Source organism: Aliiglaciecola sp. SL4, assembly GCF_041538045.1.
Classification (GTDB): Bacteria; Pseudomonadota; Gammaproteobacteria; order Enterobacterales; family Alteromonadaceae; genus Aliiglaciecola.
This window is the reverse complement of sequence record NZ_JBGOSE010000001.1, coordinates 192,555-218,120: the sequence shown is the minus strand read 5'-3', so window position 1 is coordinate 218,120 and position 25,566 is coordinate 192,555. Positions and strand designations below refer to the sequence as shown.

Below are 25,566 nucleotides of genomic sequence, written 5' to 3'. Positions count from 1 at the left end.
GAAAAGTCAACATCTTTACGTCTAGACGTCTAAACGTTTATCCGGCTTATAATGTTTATAGTTGAATTTTTCTCACTCTCACATCCTAATTAGCCTTATTGCCACATTTAACTCATTCATTACCTAAATCTAAATTGAAGCTAATTCATTCATGTTTAACGGTTCATGAGCACAATTTACAATATTGAAAATTTGTTCAGCACTTTTTCGATCTGAGTTAGATATTTTGAATAATTTAATATTTTTGATGCTTTAGATAAAACTTAATGCTGGGGAATATACTGGTATTTAATAATATTGCCCTGAGGTTTATGAAGCTGCGGTTTGGGACACCCTTGTATGCGACTAGCGGTATTTAATAATACCCAATCATTACGGTGAGCAAACCCAAGATGTATGGCTTTATTTTTATCAAAACAAAGCCCCTCAACTAACTCAAAACTTAACAATATAAATCGGTTTTTACTGTTACCTATCCATTGGTAAGCTGCTTTGACTTGCTCTGCATTGTCAGTGTGATAACCAAAATGAGTAATAGGATAAGGGGAAAATAGAATAAATTGCTCAGCAAAATCGACAAGCCCTAATTCTGCATTTTGGGAGAGCACTTGTTGGCTAACCAGTTCTTTCTGTATTTGGCTAAATATATGTTTAGGGGTTTTAACCGCTTCGAGTAACCCGTAGCCCCATGTGCAATACAATATCCATAAGCCACTGAAAAATATCGGCCAACTCCACCACTTTTGCTGTTTGTAGGTAATAATGGTGCCCAAAAGCCCCACCCAACCAATACTCATAAAAAAGTACCAAGGTGAAATAGCGTATTCAGTCACCAGTTTTTCGGTAAAACTGGCATTGTTTAATCCAGCGAGCGCAAAAACTAATAATCCAGTAGATAAACCAACCACCAGTCCCCATACAATCCAATTAACTGCCCTTCGCTGTAAAACTTGTCGCACATAAGGTGCACTGATCAAGGCTAACATTGGCAAAGCAGGCAATATATATACGCCCCTTTTGCCAGGGCTGATACTGAAAAACACTAACACTAATACAATCCAAGCTAACGGCAGAATGACACGGGCATCTTGCTTTTTGATTGCCCGTAGCCAATACGGAATTAACCACGGAATGAGAATACTTAGGGGTAACCAAAAGGCTGGGATTACTGCAACAAAATAGTACCAAAACGGTTTAATATGATGCCAAGAATCCGCATAACGAGTGACGGTTTGTTTAAACAAAATGTTATCGCGATATTGTTCTAGTAACGGATTCTGGCTTAGTTCAACCAATGACAACATAGGTACAAACCACAAACCTATTGCTAATAACATCACCAATAGTCCCATCAGCCACTTAACAATAGACTCATTATTCGGTTTAAGTATTAAGTGACAGTGGCAAATAAAGCGCATAAGCAAATACGGGATCAGTATCAATATCGGTAAAAAGCCTACGCCTTTGGTGATAACCCCAATTCCCATAAAAAAACAGGCCAAATAGAACCATCGCCATTTAGGGTCAAATAACAAAAATCTCAACAAACCATAACAACCAAGGGTGATCCACGCACACTCCATTGCATCAATTTGTGCACTTTTAGCCTGCAACATAAATTGAAAGCTAAACACTAATAACAGACCTGCTATAAAACCAGTTTCTGGATTCCAGAGCTTACGTCCAACATCAAAGACTAAATAAATAGTCAGTAGTGAGCACAAAGCAGAAGGTAATAAGAAAGCTATATTTAATGAGCCGAGCAATAGGTAAAAAATCGCAATTGACCACATAAACACAGGGGGTTTATCTGGATAAAATTCACCAGCTCTAGCGGGGAAATACCATTGACCAGTTTCTACCATCTCTTTGGCAATTTGTGCGAAACGAGGTTCATCTGCAGGCCATGGATCGCGAAACCCTAAGCCGACAAAGATCAATGTGATGGCAGTAATAAAAAGCAACGCCAACAGTTGCCATTCGCGAGCATGTTTTTGAGAGGATAATTGGAACAGAAACACATTAACCATCATCTTATTGTTTATGACCATTGCTAGGGCTTAGATGTAGGCTACTTTGAGGGTTAACCCTGGTGTTTAAATATTTATCAGTCTTAAACTTTTTATAGACATAAAGACTTAACAAACTGGATATGGCGAGAAATACAACACTGAGAATTATTTTCCAATAAGATTGCACCACCACACCTTTTCCCATAAAGGCGAAAATAGCCATCTGCGGGACGTAACCAAACATAGACCCCATCACAAACGGCCAAATTTTAATTGTGCTAACCCCGGCAGTGATATTAGTAATGAGGTTATTACCTACTGGCAACAACCTAACAATTATAGTTTTCAGAAAAACTTGATTGGTCAAAAATCGATTGAGATCCATCACCTTGTTTGGAAAAAAGTGCATGACCACAGGTTTGGCATAAAAACGAGAAGCAAGGGTAGTGAGTAAACAACTTAAGGTAATGGCAAAAGTCGAATAAATCACACCTTCTGTAAAGCCAAAAGCATAGCCGCTTAAAAACGCAATAAATTGTCTAGGAGCGCCTAATGAAGCGAATAAACAACTCAACAAAACAAAATTCGTTATCCCCTTCCACCCATTATGTCGGGTATGAGCATCTATCCAGGTTTGATTAAAGCTGTCGATAGATGGGATCTGCGCTAATAATTCACTGCCAATTAAGCAAATTAACAACAGTGGTAAAAAACGCCCTAGAACACTGACACATAACCTTAAAAAGTCACTGTTCATGAATGGTTTCAACCAACGCGGAGTTGCTGCGTCTTTGTAACCACATCACCCCAAGTAAATCCACGATCCCGACCCGTAATCTCCCCAACATATTATACTTGGAAGTACCTGATTGACGGTCTCGGTGGCTGACCGCAACCACCACTATAGCGCCGCCAAGACGGCGAACTAACGCCGGAAGAAAGCGGTGCATATGATCGAAGTATGGAAGTTGTAAAAAAGTATCTTTGGGAAAGATTTTTAAGCCGCAACCGGTATCAGGGGTATTGTCACCCAAAATTCGACTCCTAATATTGTTGGCAATCTTAGATTGCATGCGCTTCCAAGCCGTATCTTTGCGGTTTTTGCGGTAACCGGCGATACAGAAATCAGTGCCAACGGGAAATTTTTGAGCTTCTTTCAATAACTGCGGAATATCAGCAGGATTGTTTTGGCCGTCGGCATCTAGGGTAACGATCAGCTTTCCCTTGGCATAACTGACGCCGGTATGAATCGCTTTGCTTTGGCCAACAGAATACTTATGTCGAATAGGATTTACTTGCGGATAGTCACCTGAAGCAGCTAAACACAAGTTACTATAGGTATTATCATCGCTGCCATCGTCCACATAGACTATTTCAAACTGGTTATTGCTATCAAGAACAGCAACAATTTCTTTTATCAGTGGAATGATATTGTCTTGTTCATTTTTTGCGGGGATAACAACAGAAATATCCACAATATCAACTCTCCGAAGTGTATTGATTTGATGTTTGTGGACTATATCCAACTAACCTTAAGATTAACTGAAGTTAAAAAGATATTGTTTGGGAAATACCAGTTTGTATTTTCAAGTAACGGTTTTCTTTACGTTTCTGCGCGGCTTTGCCAGATGAGTTGAGTCATTGCTTTGCTGGTTCCTCTGGAGAGAAATAAAGGTAACAATATTAAATTCACTTTTCTTCGTCACGTAAGGTCAACACTTTGACCCCCGTTGCTGTAACTAAAACCGTGTGCTCCCATTGCGCGGATAACTTGCGGTCTTTGGTGATCACCGTCCAGCCATCTCTTTTTTGTTTGGTTTTAAAGCTACCTTTTATGAAAGTCTTACCTATAAATAAAACAGGTATGTGTATATGAGAGCTTGTGAAAGCGCTCCATGCAATTAAAGGTTAATTTAGTGGAATGACTTATTGCTGATGTAGGGGGCGAATATATTGTCAATAATTTCCTCGGTGGGCACTTGTGCGCCATACACTCTGATATAAGTGCGTAGTCCCGAAAAGTTGATTTGCACATGCCGAGCAAGTTTTTTGCTGTCCTGACTCTGATTTAATTCACCGGCTAATTGCGCTTCAATTATCAATGTTTCAAAGCTGCTTTCCATTGCTTTTAATGAGGCTTTAGCTTGCTCTAACAGTTCGGCATTCTCGTCGGTTAATTCCGCAATCGTTTTAGCTAATAAACAAATACAAGTGGGAGACGACATTTGCGTGTCTGTCACTCGGCTGAGCATAAAAGCTTTTAATGCCGATAATGGTGATGTGGTTTTAGAGCGGCATTGTTGTAAATGTTCTGAGCCAAGCTGGGTATATCGGATAAGCGCTTGTTTGAATAGGCCTTCTTTACTGCCAAATGCAGCATAAATACTACCTGGCCGCATATCAATTTCATCCTGCAATACGCGCATAGAAGTACCATGAAACCCGCGACGCCAATAAAGTTGCAATGCTTTATCAATCACCTGATCACGATCGAACTTCGTATTGTTTGCCATCCATAACCTCCTTTGAACATCTGTTCAATTTTAACTTGAACGATTGTTCAAAGCCAGATATATTAACGCCATCGAACAATTCGTTTTGATTCGATACAGCTAAACTAAGTGTGTTTTAAAAATTTATCTAAGAACTCAAATTCGAATCTAGTTGTCTAGGTCCAAATTCAAACACCCCATGCAACTAATTTTCCCACCTTATTAATGTAGCGAGTACCCATGAATTTTAATGTGTTATCCCAATACTTACGTTTTTTGTTATTAAGTGTTGTTTTAGTGACTGTCAGTTTTACTAGCCAAGCAGCGAGTAAACCCAAAATCATTGTATTTGATGTGAATGAAACCTTGCTTGACCTTGAGTCTATGCGCACATCCATTGCAGAGGCATTAAATGTCAAGGACGATCTCATCAGCTTATGGTTTTCAACGATGCTACATCACTCACTTGTAACGACTGTGACTGGCGAATACCATGATTTTGGCAAAATTGGCGTTGCCGCACTTATGATGGTGGCAGAAAGCAACGATATAGAGATTACCCAAGAGCAAGCTTTAACGGCTATTAAAACGCCCCTATTATCGCTGCCGCCTCATCCCGATGTTAAGGCTGGTTTAGCTGCTTTAAAGGCTCAAGGTTTTATGATTGTGAGCTTGACCAATTCATCAAATAAAGGGGTAGAGACACAATTCAAAAACGCCGGTTTAACCGAGTTTTTTGATAAACGTTTGTCCATTGAAGATATTAAAATCTACAAACCAGACCTGAGATCCTACGCTTGGGCACTGGAAAAACTGGGAGTGAAGCCTGAGGAAACATTGATGGTTGCAGCTCACGGTTGGGATGTTGCCGGTGCGAAAGCAGCTGGCATGCAAACCGCGTTTATTGCACGTAAGGGAAAAACCCTCTACCCGCTCGCTGCAAAGCCAGATTATATTGTTGAAGATTTGCAGCAACTAGTAACAATTTTGCAATCGAAATAAAAACATTCATCATGAAAATGAGCAATCTAAATTATTCGAAAATGGGTGTTAATAGGCACTGATAACATTCGCTCATATCAGATATTACAGGTTGAATGAATAGACCTCTTTCCTTCAACTAAGCTGATATGAGCAAATAACAACAACGGTCTTTGTTCCCCCTAACCTAGTAATGCCAGTGTTACACCTTTTCGTAAAATCCACATATTTTAAAGAGACGTTTTATCTATTTATTTCAAAAGCAGCATCTTTTCGAGTAAGCCAGTCTTTTAATATGGCTTGGGTAATTATCGGCCGATCGGAATAGAAGCCATGTGCTCCTCCTGGCACCACAGCCAGCTCAGCCCCCGACGTTAGTTTGATATAGTCTTGCACAGTATCAATGCGCGCCGAATCATATTGGCCGATCATAAAAAGAGTGCGGCTGCCATCAATCTCAGTCAATAAATGAGTGGCATCGTAGTGTTTAAGCACACCTGTAGAAGAAAACTCACTTGGCCCCCACATTTGATTATAAATAAGCGGATTAAACCCTTTTCCACCGACGCTTTCGTAATACGCTAAAGCCGCTTCAGTGGGTGGTTTAGGCTGGTAATAAGATGAATACAAAACGGTGTAGGCATTATCACAAATATCTTGGTTCGGAGGCGAGTCAGATTCACAGTGTTTAAGGGTTTCTCTTATTGTTTTCGGTGCGGCTTTAACAAGCAAGTTGGCATCCATGATCCAGTGTGGCGTAGAGATAAATGTTCCCCCCAAAACCGTGGATACAGTATGCTGTGGGTATTTAGCCGTATATTCTAGGGCCAGCGCAGAGCCCCAACTATGTCCAACCACATGCCAGCGTTCAATTTTAAGTGCTAGGCGTATTTTATCCAATGATTCTACAAAGCGTTCAACTCGCCAATTTTCTGGGTTATTAGGCTGATCAGATATACCACTGTCGAGCTGATCATACATTATCACCATACGCTCACTCGCCAGTCCTAGCATTTCAGCAAAGCCGTTATGTGTGCCACCAGGCCCTCCATGTACAAAAATAACCGGGATAGCATCACTGTGAGAAAGGCCATTTAGCCGGACATACACTTTACCGCCTTCGACTTCGACCATTAATTCCTGTTCAGGTGGACCAAAAGGCTCTGTGATATCGGTGCTGCTTTCAGCTTCAGTACCTGTTGCTACCAATGGCATTAGGGTAAATTGAACAGCCATTAAAAAAGCCAGTATGTGTAAAACAGTGGTTTTCATAAATGTATATCTCATTAGGGAAGTTTTAGTGACTGCATAGGGGAATAACACCATGTTAAATCAACCTATCAACGATAAAGATAGTCTGCTGATATTACAGAACACATTGATTAGTTATCCCATAAACCGACAACCAGAACAAGGGAAAAAGATTTTAAAGAATAGAAAGGAAAAACTGCCAATAACAGAGGTTAGGGAAATTTTACTGGGGCTTTTTAACCGCTAGTAGCAACTCTGCTTCTGCTCGGGGAAGTTCGCACTCGCGCATGAGTTCTTCTACACTGGCACCCGCATCAGCCATTTTAGCCGCTTGTGAGTATAATTTAGTGTCAGGATCTAGAAATTCAATTTCTTCTAATTTATCTTGCATCAAGCCTATTTTAACTACCAGATCCTTCACTTTCGCAGCCACCCCCATGGCTCCCGAGCGCACTTCATGTAGTTCTTCTTGAGAATAGGAAAGTTGTTGCTGTAATTGTTGCATTTGTAGCTGCAACTCCTCAATGCGCTGACCGTTTTTTTTATTGCGGAGGGAAAAAACATAACTAACCACAGCAATGAGAATTACGAAGAAACACACCATTACGATAGCTGTTAACTGCCAAGTAAGCATTCAACGATTTCCTTTAGCCAAAATAAAACGACTTACAAACCACTAATTTCATCCCATTCTTCATCACTGAGCAATTTATTCAAATCCACCAAAATGAGCAATTCACCATCACGATTACTCACCCCTTGAATAAATTTGGCACTTTCTTCGGTGCCAACATTAGGTGCACTATCAATCTCAGAGGAACGTAAGTAGACAACTTCGGCAACGCTATCAACAAGAATACCTACAACCTGTTCTTCAGACTCAATAATAACAATGCGTGTGCTATCTGTAATTTCGTGAGGGGGAAGTCCGAAACGCGTTCGCGTATCAATGACAGTGACGACGTTACCACGCAAATTAATAATACCGAGCACATAATCTGGCGCACCAGGAACAGGAGCGATTTCTGTATGCCTAAGCACTTCTTGTACTTGCATCACATTAATGCCATAGGTTTCATCACCTAATCGATAGGTTACCCACTGCAGTACTTCATCGTTACTAGCAGCAGCGTTTTTAGCATTTCTTTCATCACTCATTTGACTCGCTCCCTACAAGCTGGGTCTAGTTATCATTGCTATTTTGGCCCTTGTCTAACAATTTAATCAATTGTTTCACATTAACCAGTGCACACATTTTATCTTTTACCATTCCAGCCAACCACGGACGCTTGTTGTTGGCCTTACGCCATTTAACATCACTTGGCGCTAGCGTTGAGGTGGTAATTAAACTTTCACAAGCTAATCCCCAGCCACTTGAATCTAACATTATCAAATATTGGTAATTCAATGATTCTGCCAGTTCATCTGTATATTTTTCTGGCATCACCCATAAAGCTGTATCTACAACTTTTAATTTTTCGTCTCTATGAAGCATAACACCTTTGAACCATTTAGGTTTAGCAAACAAAGGGCCCACTTTTTTAATTTTATGAATCCCCCCCAGCTCCGTAAGAGGTAATGCCAATGTTAAGCCTGCCACTTCAAAAAATAACGCTTGAAAATCAGAGGTGGGTACAGGTAACTCTTCGTCAACAAAGACACTTTCTGTTGTATCTTTTGTAGTTTCGACCGCGTCATAGGTTTCTTTAACTTCCGGGACCTGAGGTGCCACAACAGGGATACTAAATTCCTCTTGCTCAGACACAATATCAGCAGTTGCCAGTAGCTTAGCAACACTATCTAACTGCACCGCATCTTCAACGACCTCGTCAGTCAGTAATGACGTCAGATAATCTTCAACAATATCTTCTTTTGCAAAAGTACCTTTACTCATTTGACATAATCGATTTTATTTTTAAGTTGTGACAGTAAATTTTTATACGCAAAAACCCCTCGGGTTTTAGGACTAAATAACGAAGGAGGAGACTGAGCCTGACTGGCATCCCGAAAGCGCGTATCTACGGGAATAATGCCTGACCACACTCTCCCCTTATAATTATTGCACAAATCTTTATATGCATCAGAAGCCGCATTCACACGTTTATCATACATAGTAGGTACAATAATATAATCAAAATCCCGTTTTTGCGACCTCGACATTATTTTTAATGTCTGCATCATTCGCTGCAAGCCTTTGAGTGCAAGAAATTCTGTCTGCACAGGTACAATTAATTTGTCGCAGGCGGCAACGGCATTCACCATCAATACACCTAAAACAGGCGGACAGTCGATTAGCACATAATCAAATTCATCTTCAATTCTTGCAAAGGCCTTTTTTAAGATCAGCCCCATACCTGGACGTGTACCCATTGTTCGATCTAAAGTAGCTAAGGCCATTGAAGCGGGGAGAATGAATAATGAATCAAGCTTAGTTGAACACAAACTGTCAAGTACTACATCTTTGTCTAAGTCATCTCCAGCGACAAAAACGTCGTGAACACTGTGGGATAATTCTTCTGCGTCAACCCCAAAGTAATAACTCAAAGATGCTTGGGGATCAGTATCAACCAATAACACCCGCTGACCTTGTTGAGCTAAAATGCCCCCTAAGGTTACAGTTGTTGTGGTTTTTCCGACACCACCTTTTTGATTAGCCACCGCCCAAACTATCACCAGATAACTCTTTCTAAATGGCGGACTAAAATCATCATTTTATCCGCATTTCCAACATTATACTCTTAGCGATATCAAATAATGGTAAGTTGCGCTCAGAAATATACGCTTTAGTAATAGCTTGAGGCATACCATAAACGACACTTGTCTGCTCATCTTGAGCCCAAATTTTGGCACCTTTTTGTTTTAATGCTGCACAACCTTCTTTTCCGTCTGCGCCCATCCCCGTTAAAATTATCCCTAACACTTTATCGGCGAACACCTTACTCAAAGATTGAAACGTTAAATCTACACTTGGCTTGTACAAATGATGGTCTCGATTAACATCCTCAACTATTTTAACTCTAGCACGGCGGCTTGTTCCCTCGATCAACATTTGTTTACCACCAGGTGCTAAATATGCACAACCACCAACAAGCTGTTCACCTTGTGTGGCCTCTTTCACAGTGATTTTGCATATCTGATTCAATCGGTTGGCAAAGGCTTTTGTAAAGCTACCTGGCATATGTTGCACAAGAACAATGGGATGGGGAAAGTGCTCTGGTAATTCGGTCAGAATATTTTGCAATGCAATGGGCCCTCCCGTGGAAGTGCCGATAGCTAATAATTGATACTCTTTTCCAGAAGAGCGACGAACGCTAGTCAATGTAGGTTCTAATTTTGTTTGTGCTGTTGCTGGTGCGACTGCAAAGCTAGAACTTGTCATAAAGACTTGGGTTTTTGCTGTTTTGCCAGGAGAATTAAATGCGGTATTCGATCTTGCTCCTAGACGACGAGCAACCAGTCCTCGTTTAGAGGCTAAAGTTCGTACCCTAGATTGCAGTAGTTCACTAGACTCTTTACTATTTCTAGCAATGTCTTCAAATTTTTTAGGTAAGAAATCCAACGCACCCGCATCAAGGGCGTCTAAAGTAGCTTGAGCCCCCTCTGAGGTTAAGGATGAAAACATTAAAATTGGCAGCGGGTGAGCCTTCATGATTCGCTTAACCGCAGTGATACCATCCATCACGGGCATTTCCACGTCCATTGTCACAACGTCCGGTTTTAACTCAGCGACCATTTTAATTGCTTCTTCACCATTGCGAGCTATACCTATCACGTCTAGCAAGCGGTCTTGGTTTAGAATATCTTTTACGCGTCGGCAAAAAAAACTGGAATCATCAACAACTAATACCCTATATGCCATTACGAAAAAGCGTCCTATTATTCATTTAGTTGTTATTTCTTTTTAGCGTATCGCTTTAATAAGCTAGGAATATCAAGAATTAAGGCAATACCGCCATCACTAGTAATGGTTGCGCCAGCCATGCCAGGAGTACCTTGTAGCAGCGCGTCAAGGGGCTTGATAACCACTTCTTCTTGACCTATCAAGCTATCTACAACGAAGCCAACTTGTTGCGTACCAATTTGCACAACCACCACATGCCCTTGATTTTTATCATCACCACTAGTTTGTTTCATTAACCAGTCGCGTAAATAAAAAAGAGGAATCGCTTTTGAACGCACAATCATTGTCAATTGACTATCAACCGTATTGGTTTTAGTTAAGTCCATATTGATAATTTCATTGACCGCGCCAAGGGGTAAAGCAAAGGTTTGTTTACCCACTATAATCATCAGCGTAGGTAAAATGGCTAAGGTCAACGGCACTTTGATTTCCAAGCGTGTGCCTTTACCTAACTCGGAACTAATATTAACCGTTCCATTAAGTTGATTGATCTTAGTTTTGACCACATCCATCCCTACACCGCGTCCAGAGATATCAGATATTTCTGTTTTGGTGGAGAATCCTGGAGCAAATATCAAATTGAATGCTTCTTCATCCGTCATTCTAGCCGCCGCATCAGCATCTAGAACACCTCGGCTGATAGCGATATCTTTTAACTTATCAGGATCCATGCCCTTACCATCATCTTCAATGGTAAGTAGTATGTGATCACCTTCCTGGGAAGCTGCAAGTTTTACGGTTCCCAATGAGGGTTTGCCGACAGCTACGCGTTCTTCTGGCATTTCAATGCCGTGATCGACAGAGTTTCGCACCAAATGGACGAGTGGATCAGCCAAAGCTTCAACTAAATTTTTATCTAAATCTGTTTCTTCACCTTCAAGATTTAAAGAGATTTCTTTTTTAAGACTTCGCGCTAAATCTCTTACTACGCGAGGAAAACGACCAAATACTTTTTTGATTGGTTGCATGCGGGTTTTCATCACCGCACCTTGCAAATCTCCAGTGACAACATCAAGGTTAGCAATGGCTTTAGTCATGCTTTCATCATTGATGTTAACACCTAAACTTAATAGCCTATTTCTAACCAATACCAACTCACCTACCATATTCATAATCTGGTCAAGACGCTTAGTATCTACCCTGACAGTTGTCTCACCTTGAACACCGGCAACTGGCTTTTTATCTTTTTCATCTTTTTTAACAGCAGACTTAGCTGCTGTTGGTTTAGGTATAACAGGTTTTTCAGCCTTAGATACTGACGTTTGGGGCTTGGGTGTTGATATTGGTTTTACAGGTTGTTTTGCTGCAGCAGTGGGAGCAGGCGGTTCTGCCTTAGGTGTTGGACTCACTGCGGGTCCCTTACCTTCCCCATGCAATTGATCAAGCAATGCTTCAAATTCATCATCTGAAATATCATCGGAGTCGGCACTACCATCTGATACGGAAGGTGTTGGTGCTACCGACGAAGAAGGTGCTTTAGCAGTCACTGACTCCTTCGAAGGTTGCGAAGGCTCGGGAGTCTCCGCTTTATCAGTTGAAAAACTGCCTTGGCCATGAAGTTGATCAAGTAAAGCTTCAAATTCATCGTCAGTAATATCTTCATCACTGGCACCACTCATAAGATCCAACGGAGTGGAATCCCGATCTGGGGTGGAGCCTTCAGCCTGAGAAGATCCTTCAGCAGCATCCTCTCCTAGATCTGATTTGTCCGTAGAAAAGCTTTTAGAACCATGCAGCTCATCCAACAAGGCTTCAAATTCATCTTCTGTAATGTCTTCCATATCATCATATGATTCGTCCTTTTGCACCTCAACCACTTCTTCAGGCATTTCAGGGACGTCAGGAAGTGCCGTAGGCGTATCTTCTGATTCGGGTTTACTTAAACGGTGCAGGGTTTCTATCAGTTCAGGGGCTGCGGCTTCCAATGGTTCGCGTTTTTTTACATCTTCGAACATTTGCACAACCACATCTGTGGCTTGTAAAATGACATCCATTAACTCAGGCGTTAAGGTGCGTTGTCCATTACGCATGGTATCAAAAACATTTTCCGCACCATGACAAATATCTACCAGTTCAGTGAGTGATAAGAATCCGGCACCACCTTTAACAGTATGATAACCGCGAAAAATCGCATTTAATAAATCAGAGTCTTCAGGGTTGTTTTCAAGATCAACAAGTTGCTCTTGCAATTGCTCTAATAGTTCACCTGCCTCAACTAAAAAGTCTTGTAGAATTTCTTCGTCAACTTCAAAAGACATGAATACGTTCCCCTTAAAAACCTAGGCTAGACAATAGGTCATCTACATCGTCTTGACTGGTCACCACATCATTTCGCGATTCTGCATCAATAATTGGCCCTTCAGCTTTCACAACATCTGTCTCAGCTTTCGATTTATGAGAAGTTTCATCTGCTTTTGCAATTAATGCACTGGTTTCAGAAGCGCCAAAGACAGTTAACATATGAACTAAACTGTCTTCCACTTCTTTTACCAAATCAATAACCCTACGAATGACCTGCCCAGTAATGTCTTGATAACCTTGTGCCATCAATATATCGGTCAGCAATCCAGTTAATTTATCTGTATCTTTTGAAGACTGCTCTAATAAATCATCTAGATCGGTACACAAGGATTTAAATTCTCCCAGTTGTAACTCTCTGGTCATCAACTTTTTCCATTCCGGCAGCAAATTAGTGATGCCCGTATGCAGTTTGTCAGCAATAGGCATGCTCGCTTCCACGGCATCCATAGTGTTATTTGCTGCTTTTTCAGTAGTTTCTAAAACATAGTTAAGGCGACTTTGCGCATCAGGAATATCTTCATTAGCTAAATTAGAAATGCGCTCATCAAGTTGAAAACTGTTGAGAGAATCATGGAGTTGACGGGTTAATTTACCCACCTCAGCAAATAACTCAACAGAATTGGTCAAAGAGGTTTCTTCCAGTAATTCACTGGCAGCCTGATTATCTCCATTTTCCAGTAACTCAACTAACTTTCTAGCATCATCAAGAGACATTGGAGCTTTATTAGAGCCGGTCATACAGACACTCCTAACTTCATTACAGATTAATTATCAACCGAGTCTCTCAAAAATTTTGTCTAGCTTTTCTTTCAGCGTTGCCGCAGTAAAAGGCTTAACAACGTAACCGTTAACACCGGCTTGTGCTGCCGCTACGATTTGCTCTTTTTTCGCTTCAGCAGTTACCATTAATACGGGTAAATGTTTTAAACTATCATCTGCGCGTATTGCTTTGAGTAAATCGATGCCTTGCATTCCAGGCATATTCCAATCAGTTACCACAAAATCAAAATCGCCTTGTTGCAACATAGGTAATGCAGTACTGCCATCATCGGCTTCTTGAACACTGGTATAACCCAGATCTTTAAGTAAATTCTTGATAATACGTCTCATGGTTGAAAAGTCATCAACAACAAGGATTTTCATATTTTTATCCAAAACCGTCTCCAATGAGGATTAAATCAAATGGTATTTTATCATTCTTCGTTAGCTCGCCAAGATTGCATTTTGCTTTTCAGCTTTAACATGGCTTGGCTGTGAATTTGGCTGACTCTAGACTCACTAACTTCGAGCACTTCACCAATTTCCCTGAGATTCAACTCCTCATCATAATACAATGACAGTACGATTGCTTCCCGTTCCGGTAAAGTAGTAATAGCATGTGCTAATGCTTTTTGAAATGAGCCTTGTAACAAATCTTGAAATGGCGTGTCGCTACCTTTATTTTGTTCAGTAGAAATAACATCTTCGGTAATTCCTAAATCTTCGATACCAATGATTTTACCGGCGTTAACCTCATTCAACATCTGATGATATTCGGCGAGGCTAACGTTTAACTTTTCAGCAATATCTACGTCTCTGGCATCTCGGCCGGTTTCACGCTCAACTTCATTGATAGCCTGAGTTATTGCCCGACCATTTTTATGCACAGACCTAGGTGTCCAGTCGCCTTTACGAATTTCATCAAGCATGGCTCCGCGAATCCGGATACCAGCAAAGGTTTCAAAACTGGCACCTTTAGAACCATCGAAATTTTTTGCAGCTTCAAGTAAACCAATCATGCCAGATTGAATTAAGTCATCCACCAATACACTAGCAGGTAACCTAGCTAATAAATGATGTGCAATACGCTTAACCAAGGAAGCATGTCTTTCTACAAGTTGAGCCAAATCGGCTTGTTGTTGATAAGCTGCTGCCTTTTTAATCACCGTTGTTCACCTACCACTTTTTCGGCAACAAGTTGTTCCAGGAAGAACTCTAAATGTCCACCGGGTTGATTAGGAATGGTCCAATGCATCGCTTTATCGGCAAGCCCTTTGATGGCGATAGATGCCGGAGAACCTGGAAAGGCATCAACGATAGCTTTTTGCTTCCGTACTGAACGACGAATATTTTCATCGTATGGCACCGTGGCGACTAGCTCTAAAGCAACATCAAGAAAGCGATTGGTGACTTTAGATAACTTAGCAAAGAGTTCTTGTCCTTCGCGCATGTTGCGCACCATATTGGCGACAATTTTAAAGCGAAATACACCATGTTCTCTATTCAGTAACTTAATCAGTGCATAGGCATCAGTCAGTGACGTGGGTTCATCACACACCACCATCATAATATCCTGAGAGGCCCGAGAAAAGCTCAACACCATGTCGGAAATACCCGCTGCGGTATCTACAATAAGCACATCTATATCGGTACGCAATTCACTAAAAGCACGAATTAATCCAGCATGTTCGGTTGGACTAAGCTCGGTCATTGATTGGGTACCAGAGGTTGCAGGCGCAATCAGTATGCCATGCGGGCCCACAACTAAGACTTCATCCAATGTACACTCACCAGATAAAACATGGGAAAGGTTTTTTTCTACTCGCAAGCCTAACATTACGTCTACGTTTGCCAACCCTAAGTCAGCATCTAGCACCATAACGCGCTTGCCCATTTTAGCCATTGAAATAGCCGTATTTAAGGTGATGTTCGTTTTACCAACTCCACCTTTACCACCGGTTACCGCAATAACTTTAATTAATCGAGATTGATTCATTCGTCTTAAGCTTCTCGCTTGGTCGTCGATCATATTGCTAATGCCGATTTATTCTGTTCTGACTTAGCAGTATGGATCAAACCATATTTTTTATAAAGCTTAGCCGCCGCAGAGATTAAAAACTTCGCATCTGCTACTTTAATATCTTCAGGGACACGTTGCCCATCAGTTAAATAACTTACAGCTAGCTTGTGTTCAATTGCTACACTTAACGCTTCTCCGAGACTATAACTCTCATCGAGCTTGGTTAAAATACATCCCTGCAAATCAATTGCGCTAAATGCGCTAAGAGTATGTTCCAAAACTTTATATTGAGCATTGGCTTGAATTACAACATACTTCTTGATGTTAGCACATGAATGTTGATTTAAGGTATCTAACTGTTTGATTAATCGAGAATCTCTTTGTCCAAAACCAGCAGTATCGATTAGTACCAAACGTTTGTTGCGTAGTTGAAAGAGTATATCTGACAATTCTTCTGCATTTTGTGCTTTTTTTACGCTACAGCCAATAATTTTTCCATAAGTGGCCAATTGTTCAAAAGCGGCAATCCGATATGAGTCAATTGTTACCATAGCAATTTGATCTGCACCATACTTTTGAGCAGCTCTAGCAGCCAACTTAGCAATAGTAGTGGTTTTTCCGGTACCTGTAGGACCAACTAAAGCAACCACTCCTTTATCCGCCAGAATAGCATTACCTGTGGTTTGAATTCGATTAGACAATAGTTTAAGTAAAAATAACCAAGCTTGCCGTTCATCGGCGTTCTCTGGTGTATATGACACTATGTCGTCAGCAATTTGACTACTAATCCCCATATCCATCAATCTTGAGGTTAAATAGCCGTGCATTGGGTGCGCACTTTGACGCTCTTGTTTAAGTAAACCAGAGACTTGAAATTGAAGCACATTGCGCAACGAGTTCAATTCGCTTTTTAGTTCATTTATCGCAGAATCAGATACGCTTTCAGGGGCTGAGTGTTTCTGCCTATTAACATTATTCGCCACTTGATGATTATCAGTATACTGCGATTCAGAGGCATTTGCAGAAGCTTGTTTTTCAAGTAATTCTCGTAAGCTGTCTGGTCCAGAGTCACCAATAATTTCGCTCAAACTCGGTACCTTTTGCGTTGCTGCACGGGCACTTTGCGGCTGAGCTGATTTTGCATTGCCTGCTCCTGCATGCATTGACATAGATGCCGTTTTGTTTTCACTAGCAAGTTTACTTCTTTGATTAGGCTCACTATTAGCTTCCGGCTTGGCTTGGTCGTAGGCCGCTACAATTTCAATGCCTTCAGAAGTTTTCTTGTTGGACATAATGACCGCATCACCACCAAGTTCTTTTTTTACTTGGTTAAGCGCATCGCGCATATCTTTTCCAATAAATCGTCTAATTTTCACATTGTTCCCCAAAGAAGCATTTGGTCTGGTTTAAATAAATTAGTTTGTGCCATTTTATTGACCCACTGCACTTACAATTCGAATTTGTTTGTCGCTTGGTATTTCTTGATAGGAAAGTACGTGCAATCCCATCACTGAGTGTTTGAAGAACTTTGATAACACCGGTCTTAGCATGCCTGAAGTAAGCAAAACAGCTGGTTCACCTTCTAGTTCTCTTTGCTGTGAAGCTTCGGTTAAGGACGTTTGCAATTTTTCGGCCAACCCGGGTTCTATTCCGGCACCATCTTCTCCACCGGCTTGCAATGATTGATGCAGCATCTGCTCTAGATCAGGTGCCAAGGTTATAACAGGCAATTCTTGTTCGTTATTGTTGATTTCCTGCACTATCAAACGTTTTAACGATATTCTGACGGCAGACACCAATACATCCGGATCTTGAGTTTTAGGGCCATATTCGCAAAGGGTTTGTACAATACTGCGCATATCACGAATGGGCACACCTTCATAAAGTAAGGTTTGCAGTACTTTCACTACGGTACTCAAAGGTAAGACTTCTGGTACTAAACCTTCAACTAATTTAGGACTGTTTTTAGCCAGCATATCGAGCAATTGTTGCACTTCTTCATGACCTAATAGCTGATAAGCATTGTTGGTGAGCAATTGGCTAAGATGTGTGGCAACAACGGTGGCTGCATCCACAACGGTGTAACCTAATGTTTGAGCGTGCTCTCGCTGTTGAGGGCGGATCCAAACGGCTTCTAAACCAAAGGCAGGATCTCGAGTTGCTTTACCGTCTAACTTCCCAAAGACTTGTCCGGGATTAATAGCTAATTCATCGTCATGACTAATTTCAGCATCTCCCACCGTTACCCCAAGCATGGAAATGGTGTAGCTATTTGGGTTTAGGTCAAGGTTGTCACGGATATGTACCGGTGGAATTAAGAAGCCCAACTCTTGAGACAACTTTTTACGCACACCTTTAATACGAGTTAATAGTTCACCACCTTGGGTTTTATCTACCAGTGGAATAAGACGATAGCCCACTTCTAAGCCAATAGTGTCAACATGTTGCACATCATCCCAACCGAGCTCTTTAATTTCTTGAGGTTGGCTTGGCTCCTGCGTATTTTCTAAGGCTTGAGGCTCAGTAGCCTGTTTCTTCGCGTTCCAAAAATTATAATACGCTACAGCGCCAACAAAGGCACTAAAACCAAGAAATGCTAAATGCGGCATCCCTGGTACTATGCCCATTACGAACAATATTGCTGAGGTCACGTAAAGCGCTTTTTGATTGCCTAATTGACGTCTCATTTCCTGACCCATTTCTTGAGAGTCATTTTCGCGCGTCACAATAATTGCAGTAGCTACTGAGAGTAATAACGAAGGAATTTGTGCTACTAGACCATCACCTATAGTCAAAATTGTGTATATTTCAATGGCTTCACTAAATGCTAAGTCATGTTGAATAATACCAATAAACAGCCCACCAACGATATTGATAAGCATAATGAATAAACCCGCAACGGCATCGCCTTTAACAAACTTTGATGCACCATCCATTGAGCCATAAAAATCGGCTTCGCTGGTAATTTCTAAACGTCTTTTTCTTGCTTCGTCTTGATCAATATAACCCGCGTTTAAATCGGCATCTATTGCCATTTGTTTGCCAGGCATTGCATCCAAAGTAAAACGGGCACTGACTTCAGAAATACGCCCAGCACCAGCGGTTACGACTTTGAAGTTGATGATCAGTAAAATAGCAAATACCACTATACCCACGGCATAATTACCACCGATCACCACTTCACCAAAAGCTTGAATAACCTTACCGGCGGAATCACCGCCTTCATGACCTTCTAACAACACAATTCGAGTGGAAGCCACATTTAGGGCTAAACGCAATACTGTCGCCACTAACAAAACTAGAGGGAAAATGCCAAAATCGACGGGTTTATTAGTAAACACCGCCACCAAAATCACCATAAGTGATAATGCAATATTGAAACTAAAGAGTATATCCAGCAGAAATGCAGGCATCGGCAGAATAACCATACCCATAATAGCTAGCACTACGATAGGGGCGCCAATCCCATTCATAAAGCTTTTAACCTGATTTTTATCTACTCGATTGAGGTAACCTGCAAGTTCCATAAACAATTTTTTGACGGTTGTGAATATGATCTTGAGTTTTGCAACAAACGCGCCAAAAATATCGTCTGTTAATTGACGTTTTCTCGAACCAAATTTACAGGGAGTACTGAAAAATAGAATCAAGGGTTCTACTGGGCTCAAAACCCGTGAGCTGACTATTAAAATACGGAGAGAGTAATTGACTTTAACCAGGTTATAGGCTTTACATATTTGCGTTTTAATTAACACAAATAGAAGATAAAAACAGTGACCGTTTAGTTAACTAATAAAATTGCAGGTTGTCACAAGTAATCATTTAAACAGGCATAAAAAAACCCGGCAACTGCCAGGTTTTTTTAAAACATCACTGTGACTTATTTAGCAGCAATTTTTCTGCGAACTAATAAACCAAGACCTGCTAGCATAAGAACCAATGCTGAAGGCTCTGGAACATAAGTTACATCACCTAAAAATGTATCGGCCAATACAATTGGGAAGTAGATACGGTTGCCATCACCATCGTAAGAAACTTCATCCAAAATTAGACCACCAACAAAATCACCAGCAAGTAATAGTAAACTGTAATCAGGCGTATCACCAAACAAATCAAATACTACCTCAAAAACTGCTAAACCAGTAGTCATATCAAATGGGTCAATACCTGCCACAAGTGAATCACCATATTGCCCAACGTAGCTATCAGCCAAGGTTAAACTCAAACTACCTAAGGATAAATCTAATTCAGCGGTACTTAGAAACCCTGCAGGATCAGCATCTTCAGTATTATAGGTAATAGAACCAATAGATTGATAACCCTCAGTTAAACCATATGGGTTTGGATCCGCTATAAAAACATCTGCATAGATATCTTGTTGAATAATTGCGCCAGCGTTAGCTGAAAGAGACATTCCTAATGTAGTGGCGATAAGACCTGTTGCGAGCAAAACTTTTTTCAAATACTTCATACTAGTGAACCTTAATTATTGTTTTAAACGATTTCGTTCATTATTTATTGTTATTGTTTTATTGTTTTATTGTTTTTCGGTCACAATCTAAGCAGTGCGACCTCTGCCACTGAATAAAGCAATTACTGAACCACTTTATTTTTATTATATTAATCAGTAATTTATTATTACCTAGTAGAATTAGTAAATGAAGATCGTTAAAATCTTTGACACCTAACTGCTTTATCACTGTTCACTTTCTGATGATTTTTTGGACATATCATCTTGTTTTGAGGGTTTTTTCTGAGTCGATTCAGACCCTTTATCCGCTGATAAGGGAAAATCACAATCAGACTCTTCTTGGTCGCCTACTACATCCTCTAGTCGAACTTTATCAACACTTCGGAACGTATTGATTGGTCCCGCTAGCGCATACAAAGCGAAGACTAAAAACAAAACTAAAGAAGGTGCTGTGGCAACGATAATGAACACCAGCATTACAATGAGTAAACCAACAAAAGGGACCTTACCGTGCCAATCCACTTCTTTAAATGAATTGTATTTAAAGTTACTTACCATTAATAAACCTGCTAGACCAGTTAACACCGCGACCACAAGGCCAAAGTCTTTACCGTCAACATCGTATTCCACTCCTACCCAGACCATACCAGCCACCAATGCAGCTGCAGCAGGGCTCGCTAAACCTTGGAAGAAACGTTTGTCTGCTACCCCTAACTGGGTATTAAACCGTGCCAATCTAAGTGCGGCCCCAGCTACGTATATAAATGCAGCCAACCACCCTATCTTGCCTAGATCAGTTAATCCCCAATTATAAGCAACAAGAGCCGGTGCCATTCCGAAAGACACCATGTCGGCCATAGAATCGTATTCAGCACCAAATTCGCTTTGGGTATTTGTCATTCGCGCTACACGACCATCAAGGCCATCAAATATCATTGCCACAAAAATCGCGACCGCAGCGGCTTCAAATCGATCGTTCATTGACGCGACTACAGCATAAAAACCAGAAAACAGACCAGCCGTTGTCAGCAAGTTCGGTAACAAATAAATACCTTTACGTTTAGAATCCGACATTATTCCCCCTTAAAAATGAGCGCACAAGATAGCACAACCCTGAATTAGCTCAAAATCATACACACTCTTGCACGTACTAATTTTAATGCTGCTTTGAACAAATATACTTTTTCTTTTTAAACAATGTTGCCTATTTGAGCGTTTCCACATAACAGTAGGCGCTTATATCGCCAAATACCTATGCTACGAAAGTCATACAGAATTCCCGTTAACTCCGTGTTATGCTTGGCGTTAGAAAATTAAGAATGATAAAACTTTACCATGTCGCCACTTGAAACTAGGTAACTTTTTTACTGTCAATTATTTTTACAGGTAGACAAATTAACCTGGAGCAACACAATCAAAAAAGCACTTAAGCTATTGATTATAAATAAAATTAAATAACTGGTTCGTTTATTGCTTAACCTCTTGCGTTAAAAGTCTCGACCTTTTGTTTGGAAGATTTAGGAATATAAAGTTATGGTTAAAAAAGTATTAGCAGGTTTATTTGCAATGGCGGTAGCAGGATACGCTTCAGCTGGCACTACAACCTATGAAACCCAATCTTGGAACTTAAAGTCTGGTGGTAGTTGGGGTTCTAATTCACTTAGCTTTACTTCTGGTACAGTTGGTATGACAGTAACGGCTTGGTCATCAAGCGGTAACACCGGCTCATGTCACTCTGGTCCAGAATGTAGCTCTAGCAATGTATCTTATGACCGAGACCCGTTTATTGAGAGCGCTGCATTAAAGAGATACACTCATGGGTTAGGAGCAATAAATAACGATGAGAATAATAGCGACCCCCATCATGCGCTAGATAATTATGGTAATTCCAGTAATTGGACTGATTATGACATGGTGTTGTTTGAGTTTGACACGGCGGTTGAATTAACCAGCGTTCAAGCCGGTTGGTATAGGAATGATTCTGACGTTAGTATTGTCGGTTATACAGGTACCGATGATTTAGGTAGTACACCATTTTCTTCAAGCAGTAAGTGGAGTGACTTGGTTGATGATGGTTGGACGTATCAGACTGATAAACATAATATTGGTACTAACGTTGCCAATATCTCACCGGGGTTTGAATCTAAATACTGGTTAGTCGGTGTATATAATTCAGTGTTTTCTGGTAATGCTGGAGATAATTATTATGATGCGATTAAATTAGCAAACATCACAACAACTAAGAGCGAAGGCCAAACCCAAGTTCCTGAGCCAGCAACTTATGCGTTATTGCTGATTGGTGTGGCAGCTATATTCAGACGTAAACTATCTGCCTAATCCGATAGTTTATTTGAAGAAGACGGTTCGCCGTCTTTTTTTATGCCTAATTATTAATTTTTAAAGGATACCTCTTGTGTCTAGGTGCATAATTTTATCCACTAACGTTGTAAAGTAAGCGAGCTTTACGGTATCTTGTCATACAACATTACAATCCATACATACATAATGATAGAGAGATATTAAGTGGTGAAACTGGCCAAAAAACTAACCGTAGCAGCCTTCCTTTTAATCAGCAGTCAGGTTATCGCTCAAAGTAGTAGTGAGTTTTACGAAAAAGCGTTAGCTTCATTTGAAGAAAATGATTTTGATACAGCTTATATTCATCTAAAAAATAGCTTAAAAGAAAACGAAGATAGCCTCCCAGCTAAAATACTCATGGGTAAGGTATTATTAATTAGTGGCTATATGTATGAGTCTGAAGAAATACTAGAAGAAGCACTTGCTATGGGTGCAGACCCAAGTTTAGTTGTCGATACCCTTGGGAAAGTTTGGCTCTACACTAAACAAAACGAAAAAATCATAGATAGTCAATTTAATAACTTAAATACCAAAAGCTTTAATGAATGGCAAATTATTAAAGCCACAGCTCAACTTAACCTCAATAATATTGATGCCGCACGTAAAGGCTATGAATTAGTCTTAAAGAATGACCCAGCTAACATGCGTGTACTCAATGCACTTTCTTCGCTTGAAATGCGAGATGCACAGTTTGATAAAGCCTTGTCTTATTTAGAAACGTCCATTGCTTTAGAGCCCAACAATCCACAAACTCTGCGGATCATGGGGGATTTATTTCTTTATCAAAAGGAAATGGATGAAGCGATTAAATATTATCAACAAAGTTATGCTGTAGAACCGGAAGATCCCATTATAAAGCGTTCATTAGTCAGTGCCTATTTGCAAAACCAAGATATTGATTCGGCCAAACAGCTATTAGACGAAATACTAGAGCAGACTCCAGGTGATCCTACAGGCATGTTATTGAAAGCGTGGTTATTAGCTAAAAATCAGCTAAATGAGGATGCCGCCAGTGAACTGGAAAAATTGAGTTCGCAACTAGCAGGTTTAAGCGAAGAAAGTTTACAGGATGACCCATCACTGTTTTATGTTAGTGCTTTATCTGCTTTTGCCTTACAAAACTATTTGCAAGCAAAAACTTTTTTCATTCAATACCTTAATTTCGTGCCTGATAACATCGAAGCTATCGCATTGCTCGCACAAACTCATTTGAAGTTGAATGAGCCTAAACTTGCTTTAGACGTTATGCAGCGTCACGAGAGTAAACTTAGTGAGAAGCTAGATAATGCTTTGCTGCTTGCCGAATTATATTTAGCTAACGATAAAGCCTTTAAAGCGGTAGAAATATCTGGAAAATTAAAACGGCAGTATCCAGAAAATCCAAATGTCGAATTATTGGAAATTAAAACCTTAAAATCGAGAGGCAAACTCGAAGATGCTTTAGCCAAATTAGACCAATCCAAATATGCAAAAACAAATCTTCGTTTTATTATTTTACGCAGTGAATTGCTAATGGATTTGGGTAGGCTAAAAGAAGCGGATGAAATTGCCGATGCACTGCTACAAGCGGTACCTGAAAATATAGACTTTTTGAATCTAAAAGCGGGTATACAGATTCGTTTGGGTAACCCTTTAGTTGCTGAAACATTCCTAGATAAAGCACTAACCATAAACCCTGAACATTTTTCAGCTCAATTCAACAAGGCTAACCTATTGAGCTCTCGAGGCGAGCATAAAGACGCGCTACACATTATCGAAAAGCTTAATGCCATTCAACCAGACAATATTCGTATTCTAACCTTATTGGCCCGTTGTCAATTCAATGCAAACATGGTCGAAGAAGCAGAAAAAAACTTACAAAGAGTACTGCAAAAAGATATTAATAATTTAACCGCTCTTGAATTATTGGCAACAATTTATACTCAACAAGGTGAACTCGAAAGAGCTATAAGGCAGTTAAATATAGCGATTAAAGCGGAGCCCGATGCGGCTGTATACCTAATGCGCCGAGTAGAGTTATATATTGCTTTAAAACAAACAGACCGAGCTGCCAGAGAAATCAAAAAAATTAAATCATTAGTTCTAGGTAACGCTACTGGTTTACTCGAATTAAGTAAACTGCAATTCAGAGCCGGACTAGTTGACGACGCTAAAACGAGTATTGCTGAAGCTTATGATATTTATCCAGACAGCTTGTTCTTAGGTATTGAATATATTCGTTTACACTTGGCCAGCAACGATCTGAATAGCGCAGGAGAGATGGTTGCCACTTGGTTAAAAAAAGCCCCTCAAGAGGCTAGGCTGTTGATATTGTCTGGAGACGTCAACGTCGCTAAGAATAACCTAGAAGGCGCATTTGAAAACTACCAAAGCGCGTTGGAAATCAATAACCTAAATAGAAACGCTATATTCAAATTATACCAATTGGCGTCCAGAAATATCCAAAGCAAAAAATTTGAAGACTTTACACAAGCTCTACTAGAGCAGAATCCTGAAGAACACTTTCAACGTAGTTTATTTGCAGATTTTCTGCTAAACCAAGGCCGCATTGAAGAAGCATCTACTCATTATGAGAAGTTGATCAAGGTTGACAACATTCCTAATAAAGCGTTTATGCTCAACAACTTAGCGAATATCACAATTGATAAAGACTTGTCTAAGGCAAATCAATATATAGAACAAGCATTGGCTATAGAAGCAGAGAATGCTGCGCTTTTTGATACTCAAGGTTGGATTAAAACCTTGCAGGGTAAATACGAAGAAGCACTTACCATCTTACGCAAATCCTATGCGATGGATTCTAATTCCCCTTCTAACCAATATCATCTAGCCGTTACTTTGCAAAAACTCGGCAGAACTGAGGAAGCTAAAGCCTCTTTGGAAAGAGCCTTAGATTCAGATCAGGACTTCCTAGAAAAGAAACAGGCCCAAGGCCTTTTAAAACAGCTTTAACGCAACCACTTTGCTGCATTACAGAATATGTAGCAAATATCTAAAATTAAAAAAACGCCGTCTATCAA

22 protein-coding genes and 1 pseudogene are annotated in these 25,566 nt (G+C 40.3%); 3 read left to right on the top strand and 20 right to left on the bottom strand.

The window, feature by feature from the left end; translation table 11 throughout:
* Window positions 1-263: 263 nt before the first annotated feature.
* The 5 genes and pseudogenes from AB6T38_RS00970 to AB6T38_RS00950 all read right to left on the bottom strand — a co-directional run bounded on the left by AB6T38_RS00970 (window position 264) and on the right by AB6T38_RS00950 (window position 4,525).
* The gene (locus AB6T38_RS00970; RefSeq protein WP_372545418.1) at window positions 264-2,051 is read right to left on the bottom strand and encodes an ArnT family glycosyltransferase; all 1,788 of its coding nucleotides are present in this window, start codon (window positions 2,049-2,051) and stop codon (window positions 264-266) included.
* Window positions 2,035-2,769 carry a TVP38/TMEM64 family protein gene (locus AB6T38_RS00965; RefSeq protein ID WP_372545417.1) on the bottom strand — a complete coding sequence of 245 codons (735 nt, stop codon included), beginning with the start codon at window positions 2,767-2,769 and terminating at the stop codon, window positions 2,035-2,037. The genes AB6T38_RS00970 and AB6T38_RS00965 overlap by 17 nt, the downstream gene beginning before the upstream one ends.
* On the bottom strand, window positions 2,759-3,487 hold the full coding sequence (locus tag AB6T38_RS00960) for a glycosyltransferase family 2 protein (protein WP_372545415.1): 729 nt from the start codon (window positions 3,485-3,487) through the stop codon (window positions 2,759-2,761). Before AB6T38_RS00960 ends, AB6T38_RS00965 begins: the two co-directional genes overlap by 11 nt.
* Window positions 3,488-3,701: 214 nt before the next feature.
* Window positions 3,702-3,845 (bottom strand): annotated as a pseudogene (locus AB6T38_RS00955) (type I methionyl aminopeptidase); the annotation flags it as partial.
* 80 nt (window positions 3,846-3,925) lie between these two features.
* Window positions 3,926-4,525, bottom strand: coding sequence for a TetR/AcrR family transcriptional regulator (locus tag AB6T38_RS00950; RefSeq protein ID WP_372545413.1), 600 nt, complete (start codon window positions 4,523-4,525; stop codon window positions 3,926-3,928).
* 219 nt (window positions 4,526-4,744) lie between these two features.
* On the opposite strand from AB6T38_RS00950, the gene AB6T38_RS00945 reads away from it, so the two are divergent.
* Window positions 4,745-5,506: a haloacid dehalogenase type II gene (locus AB6T38_RS00945; RefSeq protein WP_372545411.1), complete on the top strand. Its 762-nt coding sequence runs from the start codon at window positions 4,745-4,747 to the stop codon at window positions 5,504-5,506.
* A 222-nt stretch (window positions 5,507-5,728) separates the two neighbouring features.
* Here the strand turns inward: AB6T38_RS00945 and AB6T38_RS00940 are convergent, their stop codons facing one another.
* The 15 genes from AB6T38_RS00940 to pssA form a co-directional block, all read right to left on the bottom strand.
* A complete protein-coding gene (locus tag AB6T38_RS00940; RefSeq protein WP_372545410.1) occupies window positions 5,729-6,757 on the bottom strand; it encodes a proline iminopeptidase-family hydrolase in 1,029 nt (342 codons plus the stop codon).
* Window positions 6,758-6,959: 202 nt separating this feature from the next.
* Window positions 6,960-7,370, bottom strand: coding sequence for a DUF2802 domain-containing protein (locus tag AB6T38_RS00935; RefSeq protein WP_372545409.1), 411 nt, complete (start codon window positions 7,368-7,370; stop codon window positions 6,960-6,962).
* Window positions 7,371-7,402: 32 nt separating this feature from the next.
* Entirely contained in the window at window positions 7,403-7,894 is a 492-nt protein-coding gene (locus tag AB6T38_RS00930) for a chemotaxis protein CheW (RefSeq protein WP_372545408.1), read from the bottom strand.
* Window positions 7,895-7,919: 25 nt separating this feature from the next.
* On the bottom strand, window positions 7,920-8,630 hold the full coding sequence (locus AB6T38_RS00925) for a chemotaxis protein CheW (protein WP_372545407.1): 711 nt from the start codon (window positions 8,628-8,630) through the stop codon (window positions 7,920-7,922).
* Window positions 8,627-9,409, bottom strand: coding sequence for a ParA family protein (locus tag AB6T38_RS00920; RefSeq protein ID WP_372545406.1), 783 nt, complete (start codon window positions 9,407-9,409; stop codon window positions 8,627-8,629). The genes AB6T38_RS00925 and AB6T38_RS00920 overlap by 4 nt, the downstream gene beginning before the upstream one ends.
* 34 nt (window positions 9,410-9,443) lie before the next feature.
* Complete coding sequence (locus AB6T38_RS00915; RefSeq protein ID WP_372545405.1) at window positions 9,444-10,595, bottom strand: chemotaxis response regulator protein-glutamate methylesterase; 1,152 nt, start codon at window positions 10,593-10,595, stop codon at window positions 9,444-9,446.
* A 32-nt stretch (window positions 10,596-10,627) separates the two neighbouring features.
* Window positions 10,628-12,895 (bottom strand): chemotaxis protein CheA, encoded by a 2,268-nt coding sequence (locus AB6T38_RS00910; protein WP_372545404.1) that lies wholly within the window; start codon window positions 12,893-12,895, stop codon window positions 10,628-10,630.
* 13 nt (window positions 12,896-12,908) lie between these two features.
* The gene (locus AB6T38_RS00905; RefSeq protein WP_372545402.1) at window positions 12,909-13,676 is read right to left on the bottom strand and encodes a protein phosphatase CheZ; all 768 of its coding nucleotides are present in this window, start codon (window positions 13,674-13,676) and stop codon (window positions 12,909-12,911) included.
* A gap of 33 nt (window positions 13,677-13,709) precedes the next feature.
* Window positions 13,710-14,093 carry a chemotaxis response regulator CheY gene (gene cheY / locus AB6T38_RS00900; protein ID WP_303474294.1) on the bottom strand — a complete coding sequence of 128 codons (384 nt, stop codon included), beginning with the start codon at window positions 14,091-14,093 and terminating at the stop codon, window positions 13,710-13,712.
* Window positions 14,094-14,131: 38 nt separating this feature from the next.
* On the bottom strand, window positions 14,132-14,863 hold the full coding sequence (locus AB6T38_RS00895; protein ID WP_372545401.1) for an RNA polymerase sigma factor FliA: 732 nt from the start codon (window positions 14,861-14,863) through the stop codon (window positions 14,132-14,134).
* Window positions 14,860-15,726 carry a MinD/ParA family protein gene (locus AB6T38_RS00890; RefSeq protein ID WP_372545400.1) on the bottom strand — a complete coding sequence of 289 codons (867 nt, stop codon included), beginning with the start codon at window positions 15,724-15,726 and terminating at the stop codon, window positions 14,860-14,862. The genes AB6T38_RS00895 and AB6T38_RS00890 overlap by 4 nt, the downstream gene beginning before the upstream one ends.
* Window positions 15,723-17,093: a flagellar biosynthesis protein FlhF gene (gene flhF / locus AB6T38_RS00885; RefSeq protein WP_372545399.1), complete on the bottom strand. Its 1,371-nt coding sequence runs from the start codon at window positions 17,091-17,093 to the stop codon at window positions 15,723-15,725. Before flhF ends, AB6T38_RS00890 begins: the two co-directional genes overlap by 4 nt.
* 54 nt (window positions 17,094-17,147) lie before the next feature.
* Complete coding sequence (flhA, locus tag AB6T38_RS00880; protein WP_372546028.1) at window positions 17,148-19,244, bottom strand: flagellar biosynthesis protein FlhA; 2,097 nt, start codon at window positions 19,242-19,244, stop codon at window positions 17,148-17,150.
* 353 nt (window positions 19,245-19,597) lie between these two features.
* Window positions 19,598-20,188, bottom strand: coding sequence for a PEP-CTERM sorting domain-containing protein (locus AB6T38_RS00875; RefSeq protein WP_372545397.1), 591 nt, complete (start codon window positions 20,186-20,188; stop codon window positions 19,598-19,600).
* A gap of 225 nt (window positions 20,189-20,413) precedes the next feature.
* Window positions 20,414-21,262, bottom strand: coding sequence for a CDP-diacylglycerol--serine O-phosphatidyltransferase (pssA, locus tag AB6T38_RS00870; RefSeq protein WP_372545396.1), 849 nt, complete (start codon window positions 21,260-21,262; stop codon window positions 20,414-20,416).
* A 459-nt stretch (window positions 21,263-21,721) separates the two neighbouring features.
* Here pssA and xdp1 point away from each other — a divergent pair, with 459 nt between their 5' ends.
* Entirely contained in the window at window positions 21,722-22,525 is an 804-nt protein-coding gene (xdp1, locus tag AB6T38_RS00865; RefSeq protein WP_372545395.1) for an exosortase-dependent surface protein XDP1, read from the top strand.
* A gap of 186 nt (window positions 22,526-22,711) precedes the next feature.
* On the top strand, window positions 22,712-25,498 hold the full coding sequence (gene prsT, locus AB6T38_RS00860; protein WP_372545394.1) for an XrtA/PEP-CTERM system TPR-repeat protein PrsT: 2,787 nt from the start codon (window positions 22,712-22,714) through the stop codon (window positions 25,496-25,498).
* Window positions 25,499-25,566: the final 68 nt, after the last annotated feature.